This window comes from Rhizobium sp. FKL33, from assembly GCF_005222915.1.
Classification (GTDB): domain Bacteria; phylum Pseudomonadota; class Alphaproteobacteria; order Rhizobiales; family Rhizobiaceae; genus Rhizobium_E.
In genome coordinates this window covers 37,835-59,595 of record NZ_STFX01000021.1, presented here as the reverse complement: position 1 = coordinate 59,595, position 21,761 = coordinate 37,835, and the positions used below count along the sequence as shown (strand labels likewise).

Annotated in this window: 22 protein-coding genes; 9 read left to right on the top strand and 13 right to left on the bottom strand. The window is 61.8% G+C overall.

Annotated elements, in window-relative coordinates:
• Positions 1-11 precede the first annotated feature (11 nt).
• Together E8Q41_RS13405 and E8Q41_RS13400 are read right to left on the bottom strand one after the other, a co-directional pair.
• The gene (locus E8Q41_RS13405) at positions 12-341 is read right to left on the bottom strand and encodes a type II toxin-antitoxin system RelE/ParE family toxin (RefSeq protein WP_137156054.1); all 330 of its coding nucleotides are present in this window, start codon (positions 339-341) and stop codon (positions 12-14) included.
• Positions 338-598: a ribbon-helix-helix protein, CopG family gene (locus E8Q41_RS13400; protein ID WP_137156053.1), complete on the bottom strand. Its 261-nt coding sequence runs from the start codon at positions 596-598 to the stop codon at positions 338-340. Before E8Q41_RS13400 ends, E8Q41_RS13405 begins: the two co-directional genes overlap by 4 nt.
• A 607-nt stretch (positions 599-1,205) precedes the next feature.
• Between E8Q41_RS13400 and E8Q41_RS13395 the strand changes: the two genes are divergently transcribed.
• A complete protein-coding gene (locus E8Q41_RS13395; protein WP_137156052.1) occupies positions 1,206-3,410 on the top strand; it encodes a polysaccharide pyruvyl transferase family protein in 2,205 nt (734 codons plus the stop codon).
• A gap of 170 nt (positions 3,411-3,580) precedes the next feature.
• Here the strand turns inward: E8Q41_RS13395 and E8Q41_RS13390 are convergent, their stop codons facing one another.
• Positions 3,581-4,708: an S-(hydroxymethyl)glutathione dehydrogenase/class III alcohol dehydrogenase gene (locus E8Q41_RS13390; protein WP_137156051.1), complete on the bottom strand. Its 1,128-nt coding sequence runs from the start codon at positions 4,706-4,708 to the stop codon at positions 3,581-3,583.
• Positions 4,709-4,888: 180 nt separating this feature from the next.
• Between E8Q41_RS13390 and E8Q41_RS13385 the strand changes: the two genes are divergently transcribed.
• From E8Q41_RS13385 to E8Q41_RS13375, 3 genes are all read left to right on the top strand, one after another.
• The gene (locus E8Q41_RS13385; RefSeq protein ID WP_137156050.1) at positions 4,889-6,499 is read left to right on the top strand and encodes a GMC family oxidoreductase N-terminal domain-containing protein; all 1,611 of its coding nucleotides are present in this window, start codon (positions 4,889-4,891) and stop codon (positions 6,497-6,499) included.
• Between the two features lie 151 nt (positions 6,500-6,650).
• Positions 6,651-7,589, top strand: a complete 939-nt coding sequence (locus tag E8Q41_RS13380) for a DMT family transporter (protein WP_137156049.1) — start codon at positions 6,651-6,653, stop codon at positions 7,587-7,589.
• Between the two features lie 86 nt (positions 7,590-7,675).
• Positions 7,676-8,380: a hypothetical protein gene (locus E8Q41_RS13375; protein ID WP_137156048.1), complete on the top strand. Its 705-nt coding sequence runs from the start codon at positions 7,676-7,678 to the stop codon at positions 8,378-8,380.
• On the opposite strand, the gene E8Q41_RS13370 is transcribed toward E8Q41_RS13375, so the two are convergent.
• The 3 genes from E8Q41_RS13370 to E8Q41_RS13360 form a co-directional block, all read right to left on the bottom strand.
• Positions 8,363-9,628, bottom strand: a complete 1,266-nt coding sequence (locus E8Q41_RS13370; protein WP_246660181.1) for a HAMP domain-containing sensor histidine kinase — start codon at positions 9,626-9,628, stop codon at positions 8,363-8,365. The two genes, E8Q41_RS13375 and E8Q41_RS13370, sit on opposite strands and share 18 nt — an antisense overlap.
• 3 nt (positions 9,629-9,631) lie before the next feature.
• Positions 9,632-10,327 carry a response regulator transcription factor gene (locus E8Q41_RS13365; RefSeq protein ID WP_137156047.1) on the bottom strand — a complete coding sequence of 232 codons (696 nt, stop codon included), beginning with the start codon at positions 10,325-10,327 and terminating at the stop codon, positions 9,632-9,634.
• A gap of 85 nt (positions 10,328-10,412) precedes the next feature.
• Positions 10,413-10,976: a periplasmic heavy metal sensor gene (locus E8Q41_RS13360; protein WP_137156046.1), complete on the bottom strand. Its 564-nt coding sequence runs from the start codon at positions 10,974-10,976 to the stop codon at positions 10,413-10,415.
• A 327-nt stretch (positions 10,977-11,303) separates the two neighbouring features.
• Here E8Q41_RS13360 and mgtE point away from each other — a divergent pair, with 327 nt between their 5' ends.
• Both mgtE and E8Q41_RS13350 read left to right on the top strand, forming a co-directional pair.
• On the top strand, positions 11,304-12,731 hold the full coding sequence (mgtE, locus tag E8Q41_RS13355; protein WP_137156045.1) for a magnesium transporter: 1,428 nt from the start codon (positions 11,304-11,306) through the stop codon (positions 12,729-12,731).
• A 62-nt stretch (positions 12,732-12,793) separates the two neighbouring features.
• Positions 12,794-13,186 carry a MerR family DNA-binding transcriptional regulator gene (locus tag E8Q41_RS13350; RefSeq protein ID WP_170976474.1) on the top strand — a complete coding sequence of 131 codons (393 nt, stop codon included), beginning with the start codon at positions 12,794-12,796 and terminating at the stop codon, positions 13,184-13,186.
• 18 nt (positions 13,187-13,204) lie between these two features.
• Here the strand turns inward: E8Q41_RS13350 and E8Q41_RS13345 are convergent, their stop codons facing one another.
• From E8Q41_RS13345 to E8Q41_RS13335, 3 genes are read right to left on the bottom strand one after another with little or no spacing between them, the layout of a single operon-like run.
• Positions 13,205-13,678 (bottom strand): isoprenylcysteine carboxylmethyltransferase family protein, encoded by a 474-nt coding sequence (locus tag E8Q41_RS13345; RefSeq protein WP_170976473.1) that lies wholly within the window; start codon positions 13,676-13,678, stop codon positions 13,205-13,207.
• 23 nt (positions 13,679-13,701) lie between these two features.
• Positions 13,702-14,676, bottom strand: a complete 975-nt coding sequence (locus E8Q41_RS13340) for a heparan-alpha-glucosaminide N-acetyltransferase (protein ID WP_246660180.1) — start codon at positions 14,674-14,676, stop codon at positions 13,702-13,704.
• Positions 14,673-15,365 (bottom strand): DUF599 family protein, encoded by a 693-nt coding sequence (locus tag E8Q41_RS13335; RefSeq protein WP_137156043.1) that lies wholly within the window; start codon positions 15,363-15,365, stop codon positions 14,673-14,675. Before E8Q41_RS13335 ends, E8Q41_RS13340 begins: the two co-directional genes overlap by 4 nt.
• Positions 15,366-15,544: 179 nt before the next feature.
• Here E8Q41_RS13335 and E8Q41_RS13330 point away from each other — a divergent pair, with 179 nt between their 5' ends.
• Both E8Q41_RS13330 and E8Q41_RS13325 read left to right on the top strand, forming a co-directional pair.
• Entirely contained in the window at positions 15,545-16,948 is a 1,404-nt protein-coding gene (locus tag E8Q41_RS13330) for an L-serine ammonia-lyase (protein WP_137156042.1), read from the top strand.
• Between the two features lie 85 nt (positions 16,949-17,033).
• Positions 17,034-17,465 (top strand): DUF1489 family protein, encoded by a 432-nt coding sequence (locus E8Q41_RS13325; RefSeq protein ID WP_137156041.1) that lies wholly within the window; start codon positions 17,034-17,036, stop codon positions 17,463-17,465.
• Positions 17,466-17,522: 57 nt separating this feature from the next.
• Here the strand turns inward: E8Q41_RS13325 and E8Q41_RS13320 are convergent, their stop codons facing one another.
• From E8Q41_RS13320 to E8Q41_RS13310, 3 genes are all read right to left on the bottom strand, one after another.
• A complete protein-coding gene (locus E8Q41_RS13320) occupies positions 17,523-17,789 on the bottom strand; it encodes a hypothetical protein (protein ID WP_137156040.1) in 267 nt (88 codons plus the stop codon).
• A gap of 81 nt (positions 17,790-17,870) precedes the next feature.
• A complete protein-coding gene (locus tag E8Q41_RS13315) occupies positions 17,871-19,280 on the bottom strand; it encodes a D-alanyl-D-alanine carboxypeptidase (RefSeq protein ID WP_137156039.1) in 1,410 nt (469 codons plus the stop codon).
• Positions 19,281-19,532: 252 nt separating this feature from the next.
• Positions 19,533-20,264 carry a hypothetical protein gene (locus tag E8Q41_RS13310; protein ID WP_137156038.1) on the bottom strand — a complete coding sequence of 244 codons (732 nt, stop codon included), beginning with the start codon at positions 20,262-20,264 and terminating at the stop codon, positions 19,533-19,535.
• Between the two features lie 140 nt (positions 20,265-20,404).
• On the opposite strand from E8Q41_RS13310, the gene E8Q41_RS13305 reads away from it, so the two are divergent.
• Complete coding sequence (locus E8Q41_RS13305) at positions 20,405-20,719, top strand: hypothetical protein (protein ID WP_137156037.1); 315 nt, start codon at positions 20,405-20,407, stop codon at positions 20,717-20,719.
• A gap of 114 nt (positions 20,720-20,833) precedes the next feature.
• Here E8Q41_RS13305 and E8Q41_RS13300 read toward each other — a convergent pair whose 3' ends face one another.
• Positions 20,834-21,391, bottom strand: a complete 558-nt coding sequence (locus E8Q41_RS13300) for a transglutaminase-like cysteine peptidase (RefSeq protein WP_246660185.1) — start codon at positions 21,389-21,391, stop codon at positions 20,834-20,836.
• Positions 21,392-21,761: the final 370 nt, after the last annotated feature.

Below are 21,761 nucleotides of genomic sequence, written 5' to 3'. Positions count from 1 at the left end.
AGTTCTGGCTTTTATCCCGACAGATCCGCTTGCGTCCTATCGCCTTCGTCAATCTCTGGCGTGATCATCGGCATCCGACCGCGCCGGATCGCCAGGATCTGGACCGGTCCCTGCTCAAGGAGATAGTCGAAAAGATAAGCGTCCACGACAAGTGTTCGTCCGTCCTTGATCTGAAGCCCGTGCGTCCGGTTTCCGGCGTCTTCGAAGGTTGCCAAAACGGTCTTGGCGCGGCGGATGGCGTCGAGAAAACTCTGGGCGGCATTCTTGTTGCGGCGACGGAGACAAGCAGTTTCGTTCCGGACGAAGTCAGCCGCTTCTCTGGAAACCTTTATCTTGGTCACGCGGCTTCGCCAGCAATGATTTTATCGAGATCCGCAATGACGTCGTCCAAGTCCTCGTAGTCTCCCGCCGCGATCTGATCGCGCCCGCGAATTGCTGCAAGGATATCTGCGCCCTCGTTGAGGAGGTAAGTTTTGAGAGCCCGGACGATGACATTGCTTCGGGATCGGTCGGTTGCTTCAGCTATCGTCTCGATATTGGCAAGGATGTCTGAGGGGATGCGTAACGTGACGGATTCCGATCCTGGCGACTTTGTCATCGGTCTGATCCTCGATTAATTTGTAAGACAAAGTAAGACGGGTGGTGGCGTGCGTCAACGTGGGCATGTTTTTCTCCGGCGCAAGGCGGCTCGTGTCCCAGTGTGACGCGCTACCGAACAGGAATTTTTCAAAAATTTTCATCCCCGCTCGCTCAAGCGGCCTTATCCTGAGTGTGTTCCGCCACCGGAGTGTTTCGCGAGACTTTGCGGGCAGGCGGAAACGAAGCGGTCGTTTCGGCGCATCCTCGTCCAAGCCGAAACGATTCCGAAGCAATCGACGCCTCTGCTGGCGGCGTCGGCTGCGTCAGGTGAACCGGTTCCCAACACGGTTCATGCTTCGAGGCCGCGCGGAAGCAAAGCCTGACTGAAGACTGCCAAGAATGCCCGCTTTCGCGCGGCTCTCCTTTGATCAGCCCGGCGGATTTCTCCGTGCGGGATTTTCGTGTCGGTTACCGGGTGGCGCCGAAGTCGGTGACGCGGATGTCGGTTGTTGTCATGGCTTCGCCGCTTGTATCGGTTCCGTCTCGGCACATTCCGCAGAAATGGCTTTTTTCGGGTTTTGGGTTCATGTATGACCGCCTGTGTTTGTTGTCTAAGGTGCCGGTAAATGTATGATCGTCTTGTTCATCGTCCTTTGAAGCGCACATTGGATTTGCTTGACGGCGCGGCAAGACGAAATGCACTCGACCGAAGAAATGGGCTGGCGGGGGCGCAATGGTCTGTCGTTTCGGTGTTTGGCGAGGCAACCGGCAGAGTTGAGACTGCCCGGCATCTTGCCGGCGAGGGCCGCTTCGACGACGCCTTCGCGTTGTTGTTGGCGGAAATTCGCTCGGGCGGCGCTTTGCGGGACCCGGCTGTGCTGGAATATCAGCGTTTTGCGATGTGGCTCGCAAAGGCAGGATATCTGGTGGAAATGCAGCGACATCTCAAGGCGCTCCGCGACGTCGGCGTTCCCGAGGCTGACGAATTTTTGATCGATATCTGGGCGCAGCGCGCCGTGCTCGATCCCGCCAACACCGATTTTATTCGCGAATTTCTGGAAAAAAAGCGGAAAGACTCGGTCGAGGGACAGGCGCTCTGGCTTCTGTTCATGATCGGTGAGGAGCCTGAAAGGCTCAAGGCGCTTTATGCGAAGGTTCGCGCGCGCGGCAACGACAAGATACTCAATGACTATATCGGCGTGCTTTCCCGGATCGATCCTGCGCTGTGCCTGGATACCATCCGGCAGAATGCCAAGGCCTTGAAGGCCAATACCTTGCCGCTGGGGGCTGATCTCGTCCTTCAGCGCAATGCCGGCGCCGTCCCGGGTTTTCCGGGCAAGCGTGCAAAGGCGTTTGCCGATCGGTTTGTCGCTGATTGTCTATGGCTGCGTGACATCTTGTCCGATGTCACCAAGCGGATCGCGGTCGTCGGAAATTCGTCGGTCGAGACCGGTTTGGGGAAGGGGCAGGACATTGATGGCCATGATCTGGTTATCCGCTTCAATTTGCCCGCGGTTCCGAAAGACGCTCAGCCCGATTATGGCTCGAAAACCGATCTGTTAGTCTGCAATTACTCCGAACTGAGAAAGTTGGTTGGCCGGGTGTCCCTGCCGCTCATCGTCACCGGCAAGGATTGGGAGGCGTTCACGGGTCAGAAGGGCGTCGCTTTTCAGATTTCCGAGCAAGGCGGCAGGATAGCGACGCCGCCCTATGAGGTTCGCCAGCGCCTCAACAAGGCGTTTCGCGGAACGGCGAGTAGCGGCATTCAAATTCTGGCGATGCTGGCGGATTGGCGCGGCGGGCTTAAGAATGTGGATACCTACGGATTTTCCATGGTCGATCAGATCGGAGCAAATCCATCGTCATCGAACTATTTCCGCGTCAGCCGTCCCTCGGCCAATCATAACTGGAAAGGCGAGGCCAAGCTCCTCAGCGCTTTGCGGCAGGGCGACGCGATCGAGACCGTACTGGATGACGTCGCCCAGTCCCGTTACCACAATCAGTGGATGACCTACGACACGATCAAGCCGGTTCGCATCAGGCTCGAGGGGGATCATTCGCATTATCATTGCGGATCGGCCGCAGTGACCCGCAGCCTGCTTCACCATCTCGCACCCGTTGGCGTCGTCGTCGAAGACGGCGATTATGACGTTGTGGTCATGAATGGCGAGGGAACGATGCATAGCGGCGGCGTCGGCTTTCACCGGAAGATGAAGGTGCTTGGCTCTGCCGTGGACGCCGGTAAAGCCGCTTATCTCGTCAACTCGGTATGGCAGGACAATCCCAACGACTATGACGAGGTGTTGCGCCGCCTCAAGGCGATTCATGTTCGCGAGGTTCTCTCAAGGGATGATCTTGCGAAACGACATGGCATTTCAGCAAGGGTCTTCCCTGACCTTTCCTACCTTGCGCCGCTGAAGGCGCCGGTGAACATGATCGACCACAAGGATAGCATCGTCCTCACGGACTTCTATTCCAAGGAATTCACTGCCTTTGTCAAACTCACGCGCGCGGAGGCTCTCAAATATCCGTTTGTCGACATGATGGCCATGACTTGGGATGATCTCGTCGCCACGCTCAAAACCTCGAAGCTTCTGATTACCGGCCGCCACCACGCCGTCTACGCAGCCTGCCGGGCGGAAATTCCCTTCGTCGTTTTCGGCGGCAACACCCACAAGATCGAAGGCATCTTCAAGAGCGCCAATGTGGAGATCCCTCTCTGCCCCAGTCGCGCAGAAATTCCGAAAATGATCGCCTGGGCCAGGAAGAATCGGGCCGTGTATACTGAATTGTTCAACTGGATGAAGTCTCACAAAAACTGGTCGCTCTGACTGAGGTCTGTGCAGTCATTTTTTGTAGAATGTCGGCGAGTTTCACCGGTTTGCGTCAACCGCCGATGTCTCCACGCCGATCGGATTTTCGTGTTGGCGCTTTCGCGACAAACAAAAACGCCGGAGTCGTGAGACCCCGGCGCCTGAAAAATTCAGTCGATCGTCGCGGCTCAGTACACGACCACGCCGCGGACGCTTTCGCCCGAATGCATCAGGTCGAAGCCCTTGTTGATGTCTTCGAGCGGCATGGTGTGGGTGATCATCGGATCGATCTGGATCTTGCCGTCCATGTACCAGTCGACGATCTTCGGCACGTCGGTGCGGCCGCGCGCGCCGCCGAAGGCGGTGCCCATCCAGGTGCGGCCGGTGACCAGCTGGAAGGGGCGGGTGGAGATTTCCTGACCGGCGCCGGCGACGCCGATGACGACCGACTTGCCCCAGCCGCGATGCGAGGCTTCGAGCGCCTGGCGCATCACCTTGGTGTTGCCGGTGCAGTCGAAGGTGTAGTCGGCGCCGCCGATCAGGTCCGCGCCGCGCTTGGTCATGTTGACCAGATAGGGGACGATGTCGCCCTCGACTTCCTTCGGATTGACGAAGTGGGTCATGCCGAAGCGCTCGCCCCAGGCCTTCTTGTCATTGTTGATGTCGACGCCGATGATCATGTCGGCGCCGGCGAGACGCAGGCCCTGAATGACGTTGAGGCCAATGCCGCCGAGACCGAAGACGATCGCGGTCGCTCCCATCTCCACCTGCGCGGTGTTGATGACCGCGCCGATGCCGGTGGTGACGCCGCAGCCGATATAGCAGATCTTGTCGAAGGGGGCGTCTTCACGCACCTTGGCGACGGCGATTTCCGGCAGCACGGTGTAGTTGGCGAAGGTCGAGCAGCCCATATAGTGATGGATCTTGTCTTTGCCGATCGAGAAGCGGCTGGTGCCGTCGGGCATCACGCCCTGGCCCTGGGTCGAGCGGATGGCGGTGCAGAGATTGGTCTTGCGCGACAGACAGGATGGGCAGGAGCGGCATTCCGGCGTGTAGAGCGGAATCACGTGATCGCCCTTTTTCACCGAGGTCACGCCCGGGCCGACATCGACGACGACGCCCGCGCCCTCATGGCCGAGAATGGCCGGGAACAGGCCTTCCGGGTCGGCGCCTGACAGGGTGAAATCGTCGGTGTGGCAGATGCCGGTCGCCTTGACTTCGATCAGCACTTCGCCGGCGCGAGGGCCTTCGAGCTGCACGGTCATGATTTCAAGCGGTTTGCCGGCCTGCACAGCCACGGCGGCGCGAACGTCCATGGGAATCCTCCATTAGCGGATGACGATTGTTTTGCGGCTAGAGAACATATCGGAGGGCGGCGGGGCAAGCCTGAAAGCGCAAAATAACGCCGCGTCTGACGTACAGACCGTCATAGCAGCAAGATCCTGTTGACCTTTACGTAAAGGAGAACAATTCTAGGCGTGGGGAGGAACTGCATCATGGAATTCGACTATGTCATCGTCGGCGGGGGATCGGCGGGTTCGGTGCTGGCGGCGCGGCTGAGCGAGACGCCGGGGGTGACGGTGTGCCTGATCGAGGCGGGCGGCGAGGGCAGGGATCTCGCCATCCGCATGCCGCTCGGCATCGTCGCCATGGTCAGCGGCAAACCGAAATACAACAATTGGGCGCTGTTCACCGAACCGCAGGAAAAGCTGAACGGACGGCGCGGGTTCCAGCCGCGCGGCAAGGCGCTGGGTGGCTCCAGCGCCATCAACGCCATGCTTTATGTGCGCGGCCATCCGTCGGATTACGATCGCTGGGCGCAGCTCGGCTGCGCCGGCTGGTCCTGGCGGGAGGTCTTGCCCTGGTTCGTCAAGACGGAAGGGAATCAGCGCGGCGACAGCCGGCTGCATGGCGGCTCGGGTCCGCTGCAGGTGGGCGAGCAGCAGACGCCGCGCCAGGTTTCCGCCCGCTTCATCGAGGCCTGCCGCCAAAGCGGATTGCCGCTCAACGACGATTTCAACGGGCCGGAACAAGAGGGCGCCGGTCTCTATCAGGTGACGCAGTTCTGGGAAGGGCCGAGAAAGGGCGAGCGCTGCTCGGCGGCGGCGGCCTATCTGCATCCGGTCATGGGCCGGCCCAATCTCCAGGTGCTGACGGGCGCGCATGCCGAACGATTGCTTCTCGATGGACGCAGCGCGCGCGGCGTGGTTATCAGGCGCGGCGGCCAGAGACAGGAGGTGAGGGCGCGGCGCGAGGTGATCCTTTCCTCCGGCGCCTTCGGCTCGCCGCATCTCCTGCAATTGTCGGGCATCGGCCCGGGCGGCAGGCTGAAGATGGCCGGCGTCGATGTGGTGCATGATCTGCCGGGGGTCGGCGAAAACCTGCAGGACCATCTCGACTATGTGCACGCCACGCGCTCCATCGACGCCGATACGGTGGGGCTGACGCCATCGGGACTCATGACGATCGCCAGGGAAATGCTGCGCTGGCGGAAGGATGGAACCGGCCTCTGCGCCTCGCCGGTGGCGGAGGTCGGCGCGTTTCTCCGGTCTTCGCCCGATGTCGGCATTCCCGACCTGCAACTGCATTTCGTCATCGGCCTCCTGGAGAATCACGCCCGCAAATTGCACTTGCCACAGGGTTATTCCGGTCATGTCTGCGTGCTCAGGCCCTATAGTCGCGGCGAAGTGGGCCTTCATGGTCCCGATCCCAGGCTGCCGCCGAGGATCGATCCCCGCTTCCTGAGCGATGGGCGCGACGAGGCGCTGATGATCACCGGGATCAGAAAGATGCTCGATATCATGGAGCGACCGGCGCTCGACGACATCAGGGGCCGCGATCTGCATCCCTTCGCCGATCTGAGCGACGCCGAGATCCTCAAGCAGATCAGAGCCCGGGCCGATACGATCTACCACCCGGTCGGCACCTGCCGGATGGGCGTCGACGCGCTCGCCGTCGTCGATCCCGAGGCGATGAAAGTGAGGGGCATGGAGCGGCTGCGCGTCATCGACGCTTCGGTGATGCCGACCCTGATCGGCGGCAACACCAATGCGCCCACGATCATGATGGCCGAGCGCATGGCGTCGCGGATCGCGACGGAGCGGTGAGGGCAGGTCCGCTGGATGGTCAGCGGCAGGCGGCGTCGTGAAGCGATGCTCATTCTTAGGTTCAAGACAATTCGGTCGAGACGCTGAGTTAGCGCGTGTTCTGACGAGCGGCGTCCGATAAACTCGGGGCACGAATCCGCTGCGAGCCTTCATGACCACTCTTTCCTCTTCGCCTCCGTCGTCGTCTCTCATCCGCGGGCTGCTGATCATGGCCGCCGCCATGATGATCCTGCCCTGCATGGACGCCATCGCCAAATATATGGCCAATGTGCAGGCCATGTCGCCGGGCCAGGTGACCTTCTATCGCTTCTTCTTCCAGACCGTTCTGACGCTGCCGCTTCTGGTGACGGTGGCCGGACGCGGGGCCTTTGTCGCCAAGCGGCCCTGGATGAACCTGCTGCGCGGGGCTCTGCATGCGGCGGCGACGCTGTTGTTTTTCACCGCGGTCAAATATATGCCGCTCGCCGACGTCTTCGCGATCTATTTCGTCGAGCCCTTCATGCTCACGGCGATGTCGGCCTGGATTCTCGGCGAGAAGGTCGGCTGGAAGCGCTGGCTGGCGATCCTGATCGGCTTCGGCGGCGCGATGATCGTCATCCAGCCCAGTTTCCGGCTTTTCGGGTTGACGGCGCTTCTGCCGGTCGCCTGCGCCTTTCTCTTCGCGCTCTATCTGTTCCTCAACCGCGCCATCGGCGAGGCCGATCCGCCCCTGACCATGCAGACCCTGTCGGGCGTCGGCGGATCGCTGTTCATGGGCGCGGTGCTGTTGATGGGCGACGCCGCCGGCTTGGAAGATTTCCAGATGGCGTTGCCGGACGGACTGTTCAGTTTCGGGATTCTCGTGCTGCTCGGCGGCCTGTCGGGTTACGGGCATCTGCTGGTGGTGAAGGCCTTCCGCCTCGCCCCGGTCTCGGTTCTCGCGCCGTTCCAGTATTTCGAGATCATTTCGGCCACGGCGCTCGGCTATCTGCTGTTCGGCGATTTTCCCAATCTCTCCAAATGGCTGGGCGTCGCCATCATCATCGGCTCGGGCCTCTACATCATCTGGAGCGCCCGGCGAGACGAGGTCAGGGTCGCGGCTCAGCATTAAGAGACTATACACCATTTCGATTGAGCCGAAATTTACGTTCGGCTGCGAGATTGCAACTGCTTCATGATGAAGCGGGAGTTGCTTCGATGCTGGAGTTGACGTTGCGTTACCCCGCCTCGGCGCGTGCCGGGAAACAGCGGCTGACGCAGGACGATGCGGCGGTGCTGCGCAGATGGATGTTTCCCTCGGGTGTCGTCACAGAGGCCGACGCCTGGCAATTGCTCGGCCTTCACCGATCCGCTGCGGAAAAGAGCTTAGAGTGGAGCCGATGGTTCGTGGAGGCCATGGCGGATTTCTTCGTCAATGCCCGCTATCCCAGGCCGTTTGTCGACGCCGATAGGGCCGACTGTCTCATGGCCATGATCGCGCCCGAAGGCGTGATTGCGGATGATGACGAACTCGAATTGCTGCTGCATGTGATGGAGCTTTCACGCGGCTGTCCAGACTGCCTTCCGGCGTTGGCGCTCGATCAGTTGCGCCTGGCGCTGGACTGCGGCGAGGGCGCCTATGCCGGCCAGAGGTCTTCAAAGCGCGCCGGCTTGTCCATCGAGGATCTCGACTATGTCTACCGTATTGTCAGGGACAGGCTCGATCGCGGCCGCCTCAGTGTAACGTTGCGTGAGGCCGAGGCGCTGAGGCGCATCGACACGGTCGTGCGCGACCGGATCAACCATCCCGGCTGGCGAAGCCTCATCGGCAGCGTGACGGTGACGGCAGCTGCCGGATCGATCGCCGATGGGTGGCTTCGTCTGAAGTCGACGGACGTCATGGAGTTACAGGACGCGGCCTGATGGGCCTTTCGCGATCCTGACCAGGAAACAGGCTCCCGCGCCTTCGACATCGTCAATGACAACCGAACCGCCATGCAGGCGGGCGATTTCCGAGACCAGCGACAGACCGAGTCCCCAGCCGCCATCGGCCTCGCTGCGGCCGCTCGGGCGGTAAAAAGGTTCGAACAGGCGATCGCGATCCTGCGCCGCGATGCCGGGGCCGTGATCGCGGACGCGGAGAAGGGCGTCGGTTCCTTCGGCTCCGAGCGTCACCGTCACCGGCGGGGCGCCATGGCGTTCGGCGTTCTGCAAGAGATTGCGGATCAGGCGGCGCAGCAGCTTTTCATTGCCGACCACGATGCCGGCGTCGCCCTCGACCGTTGCGCCTGTCGCCGCGGCTTCTTCGCTCGCCAGCGCCAGGAGATCGACGGATTGGTTGAGCGGCGGCGGTCGCTCGCTGCCCAACCGGCTCTTGAGCAGGATTTCCTCGACGATATCGTCGAGCTCGGCGAGATTGCGGATGATCTCGTCTCGGGTCTCGTCGGTGCGCCTGATTTCCTGCATCTCGACCGCCAGCCGGAGGCGGGCAAGCGGCGAGCGCAATTCATGGCTTGCATTGGCGAGCAGGCTCTTCTGCGCCGTGACCAGCGCCTCGATGCGATCGGCGGCGAGGTTGAAGGTTCGGGCGACGCCGGCGACTTCGTCGCGGCCATGCACGGGCGCGCGGATGGTCAGGTCGCCATTGCCCCAATGATCCATGCTGTCGCGCAGATCGCCCAGCCTGCGGGTGAGGTGGCGAACGACGGGATAGGCGCCGAGGCCCACCATCAGCGCCGTCACGAGGAACAGGCCGATCAGATGGCCGCGCGGCGGGGCGAAGCGTCGGGGAACATAGGCGACCAGCGTCGCGCCATCGGGCAATTCGATGCGGAACGCCCTGAAACGGTCGGTCCGCTCGATCCAGGGATCGTCGGCGTCGGGCCGTGCGATCCTCTCGCCGGCACCCTGCACGTAATGTCCCCGGGCGTCGAAAATGGCGATGTCGGCGTCGAAGGCGCGGGCGAGGCGATCGAGCATCGCCTGCCGCTGCGCCATCGGCACATCAGCGCTCAGGACCGAGGAGGCGAGCTTGCTGACGCCCTGTTCGAGCGGGCCGCGATTGGCGTCGAGCCGGCCGAGAAAGGCAAGCGCGCTCAACGTGATCACGACCAGCGCCAGGCAGCCGAGCACGGTCAGATAAATCTTGAGAAACAGGCGGGAGGCGATCACGGCTCAGCCCTCGTCCTGAGTGCGGGCGAAGAGATAGCCGGAACCGCGCAGGGTCAGGATCCGCCGAGGATTTTTCGGATCCTTTTCGATCGCTGCGCGAATGCGGGAAATATGGACGTCGATGGAACGGTCGAAGGCCTCGAGCTCCTCGCCCTTCACGAGCTCCATCAGCCGGTCGCGGCTCAGCACCCGGCCGGCGTTTTCGGCGAGCGCCACGAGCAGCGAGAACTGATAGCCCGTCAGCACGGCTTCCTGACCGTCGACGGTGGCGATGCGGCGATCGCGGTCGATCTCCAGCCCGCCGAACCGCAAAAGCTCCATCTGCTGGACCGAGGAGCGGGCGCGGCGGAGAAGCGCCTTCAGCCTCGCCGCCAGTTCGCGCGGGCTGAACGGCTTGCCGAGATAATCGTCGGCGCCGATTTCGAGGCCCACGATGCGGTCGGTTTCCTCGCCCCGCGCCGTCAGCATGAGGATGGGCAGGTTCGAGCGGGCGCGGATCTTGCGGCAGACATCGAAGCCGTCGGTGTCCGGCAGCATCACATCGAGCACGACGGCGTCCGGCGGGCGGCGTGCGATCTCCTGGAGGCCTGAAGCGCCCGTCGCCGCCGTCCGTACGGCATAGCCTGCCGATCCGAGATAATCGGACAACATGGCGGATAGTCGCGTGTCGTCGTCGATCACAAGAATTTCATCCGCCATGTCGTGGTCCTGCTCTCACCTGTCTTACGACGCATTTCCTGGAGGAAAACCGCAATCACACTTTTCCAGGAAATGCGCTATGCGCTCAAGGGGCCTTGGGCGGCATGTCGTCCATCATGCCCGGCGGATGGTCGCCGCCAGGCCCGCGTCCGAAGCCCATCTCGTCGAGTTCGTCGACCAGTTTCTTGCGCTGATCGGGGTTCAGCACATCTGCGGCATCGGCGACCGCCTTGGCAATGATTTTCGATTTGGCGTCGAGCTTTTCGATCTGCTGGGCGCGGAAAGTTTCGATCGCGGCGCGGTCGATGGTCGGGGCCTCCAGGAGATCGAGGGCGCCGTCGCGGGCGGCGCGGCGTTCCTGGCGGTCGGGACGGACCTGTTCCATCGCGGTCTTCAGGATGGTCTTGATCTTGGCCTTCTGCGCGTCGTCCGCTCCGGCGTCGCTCAGCATCTGATCCATGCGGTATTCCATATAACCCTGCATGAATTTGTGGCGCATGCCGCCGGGGCCGAAGCCGTCCTTGCCGCCGGCGAAGGCCAGAGCACCCGCGCCGAGCACAACGGCGGTGGTCGAGCCGATGATGACGATGCGGCGAAGCCAGTTCGATTTCGGCGCTTCGGGGATGCCGTTTTCGAGGTCTTGCGTCATGAGGAAGTCCTTTCTTCGCTCTCATTTCGATGAGGCCAGAATGGACGGGCGATGTTGCCGGGTTTTTGCCGGCGCATGTAGAAATGTAAAGTTCGCGACCGAAGCTCAAAAACTGCGGCATCGGCTTGATTTCGCACGGAAAATTAACGCGACAGCGGTTATGGTCGCAGCCGGGATTTTTGGTGGACCGCGCTTGCGAATTCGTCTAGCACCGTGCGGCGGCCGTGGATTTGTCGGAAAGAGAAACCGTTCATGCTCAAGACCTTCTGCACGTCTCGGGGCGGGTGAGGGTGAAAAGAACAGGACCAAGGAGAAGGGGGCGGAGCGATGTCGCAGGACAGCGAACAGGACGTTTTAGACGCCCCTGAACCGGCGGAGCGCCAGGAGCTTTCGGACATCTATACCGAAGACGGCTCGGTGCGGCACGATTTCCTCGCACTGGTCGGCGCGGCGATCGCCGATCGCGACGTCATTTTCCTGCGCCGCCATGTCGGCCGCCTGCATATTTCCGAACTCGGCGACGTGCTCGAGGCGATGATGCCCGAGCAGCGCATCGCGCTGATCCATCTGCTCGGCGACGATTTCGACCTTGCGGCGCTGACCGAGGTCGACGAGGCGATCCGCCTGGAAATCGTCGAGCAGATCCCCAACGACGCCATCGCCGCCGCCATCGGCGATCTCGATTCGGACGACGCGGTCTACATTCTCGAAGACCTCGACCAGGAAGATCGCGAAGAGATTCTCGCCAAGCTGCCGTTCACCGAGCGGGTTCGCCTGCGTCGGGCGCTGGATTATCCGGAAAGCTCCGCCGGTCGGCGCATGCAGTCGGAATTCGTGGCGGTGCCGCCGTTCTGGACGGTGGGTCAGTGCATCGACTATATGCGCGAAGAGGAAGATCTGCCGGAAAGCTTCACCCAGATCTTCGTCATCGACCCCACCTTCAAGCTTCTGGGCGCCGTCGATCTCGACCGGATCTTGCGCACCCAGCGCGGCGTCAAGATCGACGACATTATGCGCGAGACCAGCCATTCGATCCCGGCCGACATGGACCAGGAGGAGGCGGCGCAGCTTTTCCAGCAATATGACCTCTTGTCCGCCGCCGTGGTCGACGAGAATGAGCGGTTGGTGGGCGTGCTGACCATCGACGACGTGGTCGACGTCATCCACGAAGAAGCGGAAGAGGACATCAAGCGCCTGGCGGGCGTGGGCGACGAAGAACTGTCGGACAATGTCATCTCCACGGTGCGATCGCGCTTTCTCTGGCTGTTCATCAATTTCGGCACGGCCTTCCTGTCCTCGACGGTCATCGGCCTGTTCGACGCGACCATCGAACAGATGGTGGCGCTGGCCGTGCTGATGCCGATCGTCGCCTCGATGGGCGGCAATGCCGGCACGCAGACCATGACGGTGACGGTGCGCGCGCTCGCCACCCGCGATCTCGACATCTACAATGCCGGCCGCATCATCCGGCGCGAATTGGGGGTAGGGACGACAAACGGGCTGATCTTTGCAATTCTCGTCGGCCTGGTGGCGGGCTTCATGTATCACGACGTCCATCTGGGACTGGTGATCGCCACGGCTTTGTTCATCAATTTTCTCGCTGCGGCGATGGCCGGCAATCTGGTGCCGTTGCTGCTCAACCGGTTCGGGGCCGACCCGGCCGTGGCCTCCTCGGTGTTCGTGACCATGATCACCGATCTCACCGGCTTCTTCGGCTTTCTCGGTCTCGCGACGCTGTGGTTCAGCTGGCGGTGAGAAAAATTGACTTTTACGTCAAGGTCAATTAGAATTGCGCCAATTCATAATCGGCGGCGGGCATGGCAGTGAGCAAGTTTTACAGTATAACCGAGTTGACGCGGGAATTCGACATTTCCACGCGCACGCTCCGGTTTTACGAGGATGAAGGCCTCATTCATCCCGAACGTCGCGGCCGCACCCGGCTCTACCGGCAGGCCGACCGGCATCTGATCGCCCAGATCCTGCGCGGCCGCCGCATCGGCTTCACCATCGCCGAAATCCGTGAGATCATCCAGGTCTACAAGGAGCCGCCGGGCGAAGTGGGTCAGTTGAAATTGCTGATGCACAAGGTCGATGAAAAGCGCGATGATCTCAGGCAGAAGCGCCGCGACATCGACGAGACGATTTCCGAATTGGACAGCATCGAGGAGTCCTGTCTCAACCGGCTGGCGGAAATCGGCGTTTCCACCTGATATGCTGAATTGATTGGTTCAGAGCCAGGGGCGGGTGCGCTGGCGATAGCGTTCGAATTCGTATCCGAAACGCGCCTGCAGGAATTGTTCTTCGCGTCTGATGACCCAGAGATGGGTGGCGATGGCCGCGCAGAGGGCGAGACCGGCGGTCCAGAGATTGTTGGCCGCCAGGGCCACGCCGAGCGCAGCGATGGTGTAGCCGAGATAGATGGGATTGCGCGTCAACCGGAACGGACCCGACGTCACCAGCCGCGATGTGTTCTTCATCGAGCCGAGCGCGGTGTGATGCCGCTTCAACGACACCATGGCCGCAATCGCAAGAAAAAGACCCGCCGCAATCATCAGGCTCGAAATGACGATCCGGAGCATCGGCACGCCGTTCAGCAAATGGATCGGCGCGACTTTGTAACATAAAGTGGAAAGCGGCAGTATGATCAGGAAAAACGCTGTCGGCCAGGGATAAGTTACCGGTCTTGCGCGATATACATTCATCTCGTCCATCCGCCATTGTGCTCCTATTCGGAGCGAATGCTGCACTGGAATGCGATATCCTTGATCCGATCATCGCTTACCGAGATTGCGCCAGACTGGAATGACGCGAGCAAATCGGTTTTAGAAAGCGACTCCAGCGTGCAGTCGCAAAATGACTGGCAAAAGCCCGGAGTCTGGTTTCGTTCGCAACTAGGTCGGCAATTCTGGATATAGGCTTCGCTCGGATCCACCACTGGCGGCGGAGCTACGAAACTTACCCCGTAAAGAATCGCAATCAGCACCGGTTGATGCAGTAGATAAAAGACGAGACTGTGTCGCCCGATAGTGGCGACAATGATTTTCCAGCGATTTTGTGCCGTTATCCCCAGCTTATTTGCTGGCGCCGGCAGACGGGCGCCGACGAACTTGCTGACGGCCAGGCCGGTGAGGAATGGCGCGAGCCAGGGCAGCATCGGCACGAAGTCGAAGGAGGGCCGGTTCTGGTCGGCGAGCCCCAACCACCAGAGCCAGGGTTCGTTGAAGACGCCGCCGAGCGGAATGACATGCGGGGCGGCGAAGGCGGCGACCGCGGCGACAAGCGTCAGAAGCACGGGCGCGCGCAAAAAGGCGAGACCGATGATGCTGGCGGTCGCCATGGCGTGCAGGATGCCGAAATAGATGAAACCGCCGGGCATCCACAGATAGGTGCCGAGCGACACCGCGCCTGCGGCGAGCCCGATCACTCCGAGGCGCCTGAAGAAGCTCTTTGCTCTGAAGCCCTGTCCATGCGCGAGATAGAGCGAATAGCCGGCCAGAAACAGGAAGGTGGAGGCGATGGCGCGCGCATAGATCTTCGGCCAACCGGATGTGGGGAAGTCGGCGGCCAGATAGCCGAAATCGGCGAGATCCCACATGAAGTGATAGCTCGCCATCGGAAACAACGCCAAACCACGGGCGATGTCGAGCCAGGCCTGTCGCTGTTTCGGCGCCAGGGCCTGAGTGGAATTATCTGAACTCAATTTTCGATGCCTTGGACGATGGCGTCGCGCGCTTCGGAGAAGAACTGACGGCGGATGAGGACGAAGAACACGAAGGTGGTCATGGCCATGAAGGCGTAGGCGTTCACGAACCACCCTAGATAGCCGATGGACAGAAATATGGCGCGCAGGCCGGCATTGAAGTTTTTCGCGGCGATGACGTTCATGGCGATGACGGCTTCGGCGGCGCGGCGCGCGCCTTCGGGGTCCTTCTCCGCCTCTGATTGCATCGGCAGGCCGCCGAACATGATCGAGCAATAGTTGAACAGCCGGTAGGACCAGCCGAACTTGAAGAAGGAATAGGCGAACACGGCGGCGAGACCGCCGACCTTGAGTTCGAAGGCGGCGCGGCTGGTGTGGAAGACGGCCGGAAGGTCGGCGAAGATCGCCTGCACCTGTTCGGTCTGGCCGAGCAGCGCGAAACAGCCGCCCAGCGCCAGGATCGACGTCGAGGCGAAGAAGCCGGTGCCGTTCTGCAGGCCGGCCATGATCTGGGTGTCGATCATCTTGAGGTCGCGATTGAGCGAGTTGCGAATCCAGGCGGCGCGATGAATGGCCATGCCGCGCGTGACGCTCAAGCGGTTGAATTTCCGGGAAACGCCCGTCACCCAGTTGAACAGCGCCCAGAGCAACACGAAATAGGCTATCGCGATGTAGTCCAGTTGGGTCATGGGCCGCCGTCCGTCATCAGAAACGTAGAATCACGCACACTTATCGCCCGATGAGCTTGCGCGTGAAAAGACATCATGTCGCCCCTGTGCCAGTCGCTGGCGGAAGTTTGGAGGCGACAATCGTCAAAACCATACTAATGTCGGGCGCAAAGCTCATGACAGGCGGAAGGCGATAATTCATGTTTCTTTCGGTATTCGACGTTTTCAAGATCGGCATCGGTCCGTCGAGCTCGCATACGATGGGGCCGATGACGGCCGCCAATCTGTTCCTCGATCTCATCCTGTCGCCCGACTGGCCGCGTCCGTCCGGCGCGAAGGTCGCGTCGATCAAGGTCAGCCTGCACGGCTCGCTCGCCCATACCGGCATCGGCCATGGTTCTGATCGCGCGGTGATCCTCGGCCTGACCGGCGCGAAGGCCGACACGGTCGATCCCGACCGCATGGACGCGCTGGTCGCAGAGGTCGAGGCGTCCGGCCGCATTTCTCCGCCGGGGCATGGCGGCGGCTACGCCTTCCGTCCCAAGGACGATCTCGTGCTCGACAAGAAGACGCCGCTGACCGGCCACGCCAACGGCATGCTGTTCCAGGCGTTCGATTCCTCCGGTCGATTGCTCCTCAAGCAGATCTATTATTCGATCGGCGGCGGTTTCGTCGTGACGGATCTCGAACTCGAACGCATGCGCGCCGCGGCCAAGAAGCCCGAAGCGGTGAAGGTTCCCTATCCCTTCGCCACCGCCAAGCAGATGCTCGACATGGCGGCGCGCTCGGGCCTGACCATCGCCCAGATGAAGCGGGCCAATGAAGAGGCGACCATGAGCCGCGAGGCGCTCGACGCCGGCCTCGACCGGATCTGGGACGCCATGCGCTCCTGCATCGAGCGCGGCCTGCAGGTCGAGGGAATCATGCCGGGCGGCCTCAAGGTTCGCCGCCGCGCCCGCCAGATCCACGACAAGCTGCAGGAGGAATGGCGCTCCAACAAGTCCAATCCGCTGCTCGCCAATGACTGGCTGTCGGTCTACGCCATGGCGGTGAACGAGGAAAACGCCGCCGGCGGCCGCATCGTCACCGCGCCCACCAATGGCGCTGCCGGCGTCATTCCGGCGACGATCCGCTATTACGAACATTTCCACGAGGACTGGGACCAGGACGGCATTCGCGATTATCTGCTGACGGCGGCGGCCGTGGGCGGCATCATCAAGCACAACGCCTCGATCTCCGGCGCCGAAGTCGGCTGTCAGGGCGAGGTGGGGTCCGCAGCGGCGATGGCCGCGGCCGGTCTCGCCGCCGTGATGGGCGCGACGCCCGAGCAGGTGGAGAACGCCGCGGAAATCGCGCTCGAGCACCATCTCGGCATGACCTGCGATCCCGTCGCGGGCCTGGTGCAGGTGCCCTGCATCGAGCGCAACGCGCTCGGCGCGGTCAAGGCGGTGACGGCGGCGTCCCTGGCGCTCAAGGGCGACGGCCAGCATTTCGTGCCGCTCGACGCCTGCATCGAGACCATGCGCCAGACCGGCCACGACATGAGCGAGAAGTATAAGGAAACCTCCACCGGCGGCCTCGCCGTCAATGTGGTGGAATGCTGACCTGATCCTGATATCAGGCCGATACGCCTGTTGATCCTCCGCGTCCCGCCATTGACGCGGAGGCCGGGCTGGCGGAGAAGAGGCCATGGCTCTTCATCTCATCAAACTCTGCGTCGGCGCCGAATCGATCGAAGATCTTCGCGAATGGGTGGACGAACGCTGCCGCCTCGCCGTCTCGGCCGGTCTCGAACCGCATTCCGCCCATGTCACCCGCATGGTACCGAAACGCATGGAAGAACTGCTCGACGGCGGATCGCTCTATTGGGTGATCAAGGGCGTTCTGTCGGCGCGACAGCAGCTGATGGGCATCGAGGAGTTCACCGACAACGAAGGCATCGGCCGCTGCCGGCTGTTGCTGGCGCCGGAGGTGATCGAAACCATGCCGCAGCCCAAGCGGCCCTTCCAGGGCTGGCGCTATCTCGACGCGAAGGAAGCGCCCCAGGATCTGCTGAGCGGCGGCCAGGGCGAAATGCCGGCCGACCTCAAGCGCGAGCTCGCGGAATTGGGCCTGCTCTGAAACGCAAAAGGCGGAGCCTCGCGGCCCCGCCATTTTCCGTTGTTCCATCTTTTCCAGTCAGCGCATTCTCAGCCGGACCGGCGTCTTTCCCCGCGGCGAGCGGACATGAAGATGCAGGTCCGCCTGCGGCTGGTTGGCGCGCCAGGCGCGGGCGCCGTGGCTGAGCAGCATCGCCACCAGATCCTTGGTCTTGTCATGGGATCGGTTCAATCCCATGCCGGCGAGCTTGAGGGCGGCTTCGTGCAGCGGCAGCAGGCCGAGGCTCTTGCCATAGGCTTTACGATTGCTTTCATCGCGCAGGTCTGAATGCGGCGTGTTGGACATGAGGGGCCTCGTACGCAATACAAAATCGAGGTTTCCGTGCGACCGCGGCGAAAACGCACGCCGCGGCCAGATTCGTTGAACTTATTGCATCGCGGCCCAGCAGCCGACGCCCTTGCGCTTCAGCGCCTTGCAGGCGTTGACGGCGGCGTTCTGGTCGGCGAAGCCGCCGAACCGGGCGCGATAGACCTGGGCGCCGCCATTGGAGAAGGCCATGGCGAAGGGGGTGGCGGAGCGAAGCGCGCGGCCGCCCTTGTCCTTGACGCGATCGAGGATGTTCATGGCTTCCTTGCGCTCGGAGGCGGTGCCGACCTGGATCACCCAGCCCTTGCCGTAGGATTCCGACGACGCGGTGGAAGCGGTGGTGACGGTGTCGACCTTCTGGGTTTCGGCGACCGGACGCTCGGGGATTTCGGAGAGGCCGCTGGTGTCCGGCGCGCCGACCGAATTGTCGAGCGAGGCGGTCTTGGTGATCTTGACCGTCTTGGCGCGGATCACCGGCACGGTGTCGGCGGCGTCGGCCTGCAGTTCCTGGCCCTGAGCGGCGTCGTCATAACGGGCTTCCGGAACCGGACCCTTATGCGGCAGGTCGAGGCTGTGATCGGCTGAAGCGACCTGCATCGCCGGCGCGTCATCCGAAGACGGTGCTGCATAGGCGGTTTGCACGGCGTTCTTGGAGGCCATGGACACGAAAGCCTCGCCATCGCCCTTGCGGGACGCCTTGGGAAGATAGGCCTGGACCAGACGGGTCATCTTGGCGTTGCGGGCGCCGCCCGAGGGGCTGCCGAGCACGACGGCGACGATCGAACGGCCGTCGAGTTTGGCGGAGGTGGCCAGGTTGAAGCCGGCGGCGCGGGTGAAGCCGGTCTTGATGCCGTCGACGCCGCGGACGACGCCGAGCAGACGGTTGTGGTTGCCGATCACGCGCTTGCCATACGTGAAGCTGCGGGTCTGGAAGTAACCGTAATATTGCGGAAAATGCTTGCGCAGCGCGAGGCTGAGGCGGGCCTGGTCGCGGGCCGTCGTCACCTGGCGGCTGTCGGGCAGACCGTTGGCGTTGACATAGATGGTGCGGCTCATGCCGAGGCTGCGCGCTTTGGCTGTCATCATCTTGCCGAAGCGGGGCTCGCTGCCGCCGAGGAATTCGGCGAATGCGGTGGAGCAGTCATTGGCCGACAGCGTGACCAGAGACAGGATGCCCTGTTCCACCGTAAAGGAGCGGCCGGCGCCGATGCCGAGCTTGGTCGGCGACTGGGACGCGGCGTGCTTGGACATGGTGATCTTGGTCTTCAGCGAAATCCGGCCGGATTCGAGCGCGTCAAACACCAGATAGAGCGTCATCATCTTGGTCAACGACGCGGGATAGCGCAGGCCATCGGGATCTTCCTGATGCAGGACCTTGCCGTTGCGGGCGTCGATAACGATCGAAGCCGGCTTGGGGCCGGCGAGGGATTCCGAGGCGCTGGCGAAAACAAGCGTGGCCGCCACAGCCATCGAGCAAACGGTTTTTGCGAAAAGGACGCATTTCCCCCTGAGGGAGGGCAACGAGAATGTGGGCTTCGACACTATGCTACTCTTTGCTTCTGTTGCGCTGACCTGAAAAAGGCCGAGAGTTCGAAATGGCAAGATAGGTCGTTAGCGTTACCAAACCGTTGACGGGGCGTCGGAAAGCGGGCCAAAATCCCGGAAACGCCGCATTTTGGGACGTTTCGTGAACATCCGCGCAGGGCCGGTTTTCGAGCGGGCTCAAGGCGAAAGGTTAAGCCGCTGATCGGAGAAGCGGCGGACGGATCGCTCGAGTTCGCGCCATTGCGGCAGGAGGGCGGACGAGAAGCGATAGAGCAGCGTAAGATCGCGGCCGACATGGATGTCGCGCTGGCAATCGCTCGATGTGGCGTCTCTGGCCGTCTTTGGGAGAATGCAGCGGGCGACGAACGGCGTTTCGCCGCTCTCGTCGCCGGTCAGGATCACTTCTTCGCCATAGCCGGCCTTGGGGTCGAGCCGATGCAGGACGAGGCCGCCGGGGCCCGATTGCGGCTCGCCGGAAAACAGCCGTCTGTAAATCGGTTCCAGCCGTCCGGACATATCCCTCGACATCACGCTCTGGCTGTATTGCAGGAAAAGAAGATTGCCGTCATCTGCGGCCTTGTTGAAGCGGGCGGCTGTCGCGGCCGAATAGCCCTTCATTTCCGGCCATGTCACGACGATATCGACCTGATCGGCGCCGCCGGTCTTTCGCTGCTCGGCAAAACGAAACATGTTGGCGGGCAGCACCAGAGTGTCCTGGCCGATCGTGACGGCGACAGGCTCTTCCGATTCGGTGCGGCCGTCCTGGGCGAGCCATGCGCCGTAACGCGTGGCGCCGTAGGATAATAGCAGGGACGCCACCGAGAGCGCCGCGAGGCCGGCGACGATCTTCCACAGAAGCGAAGTCGACAGAAGCGGCGCTTCGTCCGGTTCCGAATCGTCGTCACTCATCCGGGCTCTCCTGCAGGGGCCGATCAAACCATGGTTCCGGGAAATTGCTAGAGCGGCAGGCCTGTGTCGAGCTGGATGCGGCGTCTGGCCCGGAAATTGCGTCGCCTACAATGACCCTCGGTTGTGGATGGAAGTGGCACATGTTGGAAGCGAGCGATATCGTTGTCTGTCTGGTCATCGGCCTGGCCGCGCCTTTGGCTATCCTGGACTCGTGCCGGCTGATGTTTGACGGACTGCCCGAGCATGGGCAAAATCAAGCTCTTCAGCGCCGCGCGCTGTTCTGGCTTTTCGCGTTGATCGCCGGTCCGGCTCTTTTCTGGGAACGCGTGGTGGCCGAAATCCGATCGGGCGGCTTGCGGGGCGGCCAGCTCGGTCTGTCCGCCGTCGCCATCGTCTGCTGGGCCTGGCTTTATGGGCTGACGCTGATCGGGCTGCTCAAGCAGATACACGGATAAAAAAAGCCGGTCCCGGGGACAACGGGACCGGCAATGAGGGCTCGGTCGGACGGGGATTGGGGACGTGACCGGCCCTTGGAGGGTCAATGCGCGGCGTAAGCCGCAATCATGCAATCAGTTCAAGCTGCCGACGACGGGGGCGCGATCGTCTTCGATCTTCACCCATTTGGCGGCGCTGAGCGTCGATTGACGCTTGAGATAGGTGTATTCGGTGTCGGCCCAGAGCAGGACCTTGTTGCGCATGTTGTCGAGCACGAAGTCGCCGCGATCGGTGCGCACGGTCAGCACGGCATGGCCTTCGCCGTTCGGCTGCAGCACGACGGTGATCAACAGATCCGCAGGCGAGAAACCCTTCTTCACCAGCAGTTTCTGCTTCAAGAGCACATAGTCTTCGCAGTCGCCGACATCGGTCGGATAAGCCCATTTTTCCTCGACGCCGTAGATCTCCTGGTCTGTCAGCGGCTGGACCCTGGTGTTGACGTCGTAATTCACCTTCAGGATCGTCTTCCACGCCGCTTCGGTGAGCTGCATCGGGCCGTTGTCATCCTGTTTCGCCGAGCAGGCGCCGGGATTGTCGCGGCAGAATTCGTAATGGCCGATCGGCGGGTTGGTCTTTCCGAGCGTCACCATATTCGGCGAGTAGGCGAAGGCTGCGCTCGCTGCCGCAGTCATGACTGCGGTGGCGAATATTACTTTGATTTTTCTTGCGTCGATCATGTTTTTGTCTCCCCGTGTTGAGAAGACAATGACACATGCTTTTTTATTGCTCGCGAAAATGCGCGATACAATCAAATACAAATAAGAATAGAACTGTTCTATACTTTGAATAAAGATTGATTTTAATGCGATGTATACTTGAATAAAGATCGATGAGATTTAAGCGAAAATCAGCGGCGAATTCGCGCCAAATCTGACGAAAGTTTTAGCGGAATGCCGGTATCCCTATGAATTGGCTGCAGAATTTTTCAGGGTCATCGCATATCCTGATGTAATGGATGGGTGGGACGCCGCGCTGTGCCAGGACGAAACAGTTTGTGCCGGG

Bases quoted from the DNA above. Each gene is read 5' to 3' on its own strand.
- E8Q41_RS13400 (WP_137156053.1), bottom strand. From the start codon at position 598: ATGACAAAGTCGCCAGGATCGGAATCCGTCACGTTACGCATCCCCTCA.
- E8Q41_RS13395 (WP_137156052.1), top strand. From the start codon at position 1,206: ATGTATGATCGTCTTGTTCATCGTCCTTTGAAGCGCACATTGGATTTG.
- E8Q41_RS13390 (WP_137156051.1), bottom strand. From the start codon at position 4,708: ATGGACGTTCGCGCCGCCGTGGCTGTGCAGGCCGGCAAACCGCTTGAA.
- E8Q41_RS13385 (WP_137156050.1), top strand. From the start codon at position 4,889: ATGGAATTCGACTATGTCATCGTCGGCGGGGGATCGGCGGGTTCGGTG.
- E8Q41_RS13380 (WP_137156049.1), top strand. From the start codon at position 6,651: ATGACCACTCTTTCCTCTTCGCCTCCGTCGTCGTCTCTCATCCGCGGG.
- E8Q41_RS13375 (WP_137156048.1), top strand. From the start codon at position 7,676: ATGCTGGAGTTGACGTTGCGTTACCCCGCCTCGGCGCGTGCCGGGAAA.
- E8Q41_RS13365 (WP_137156047.1), bottom strand. From the start codon at position 10,327: ATGGCGGATGAAATTCTTGTGATCGACGACGACACGCGACTATCCGCC.
- E8Q41_RS13360 (WP_137156046.1), bottom strand. From the start codon at position 10,976: ATGACGCAAGACCTCGAAAACGGCATCCCCGAAGCGCCGAAATCGAAC.
- mgtE (WP_137156045.1), top strand. From the start codon at position 11,304: ATGTCGCAGGACAGCGAACAGGACGTTTTAGACGCCCCTGAACCGGCG.
- E8Q41_RS13350 (WP_170976474.1), top strand. From the start codon at position 12,794: ATGGCAGTGAGCAAGTTTTACAGTATAACCGAGTTGACGCGGGAATTC.
- E8Q41_RS13345 (WP_170976473.1), bottom strand. From the start codon at position 13,678: ATGAATGTATATCGCGCAAGACCGGTAACTTATCCCTGGCCGACAGCG.
- E8Q41_RS13335 (WP_137156043.1), bottom strand. From the start codon at position 15,365: ATGACCCAACTGGACTACATCGCGATAGCCTATTTCGTGTTGCTCTGG.
- E8Q41_RS13330 (WP_137156042.1), top strand. From the start codon at position 15,545: ATGTTTCTTTCGGTATTCGACGTTTTCAAGATCGGCATCGGTCCGTCG.
- E8Q41_RS13325 (WP_137156041.1), top strand. From the start codon at position 17,034: ATGGCTCTTCATCTCATCAAACTCTGCGTCGGCGCCGAATCGATCGAA.
- E8Q41_RS13320 (WP_137156040.1), bottom strand. From the start codon at position 17,789: ATGTCCAACACGCCGCATTCAGACCTGCGCGATGAAAGCAATCGTAAA.
- E8Q41_RS13315 (WP_137156039.1), bottom strand. From the start codon at position 19,280: ATGGCTGTGGCGGCCACGCTTGTTTTCGCCAGCGCCTCGGAATCCCTC.
- E8Q41_RS13310 (WP_137156038.1), bottom strand. From the start codon at position 20,264: ATGAGTGACGACGATTCGGAACCGGACGAAGCGCCGCTTCTGTCGACT.
- E8Q41_RS13305 (WP_137156037.1), top strand. From the start codon at position 20,405: ATGTTGGAAGCGAGCGATATCGTTGTCTGTCTGGTCATCGGCCTGGCC.
- E8Q41_RS13300 (WP_246660185.1), bottom strand. From the start codon at position 21,391: ATGACTGCGGCAGCGAGCGCAGCCTTCGCCTACTCGCCGAATATGGTG.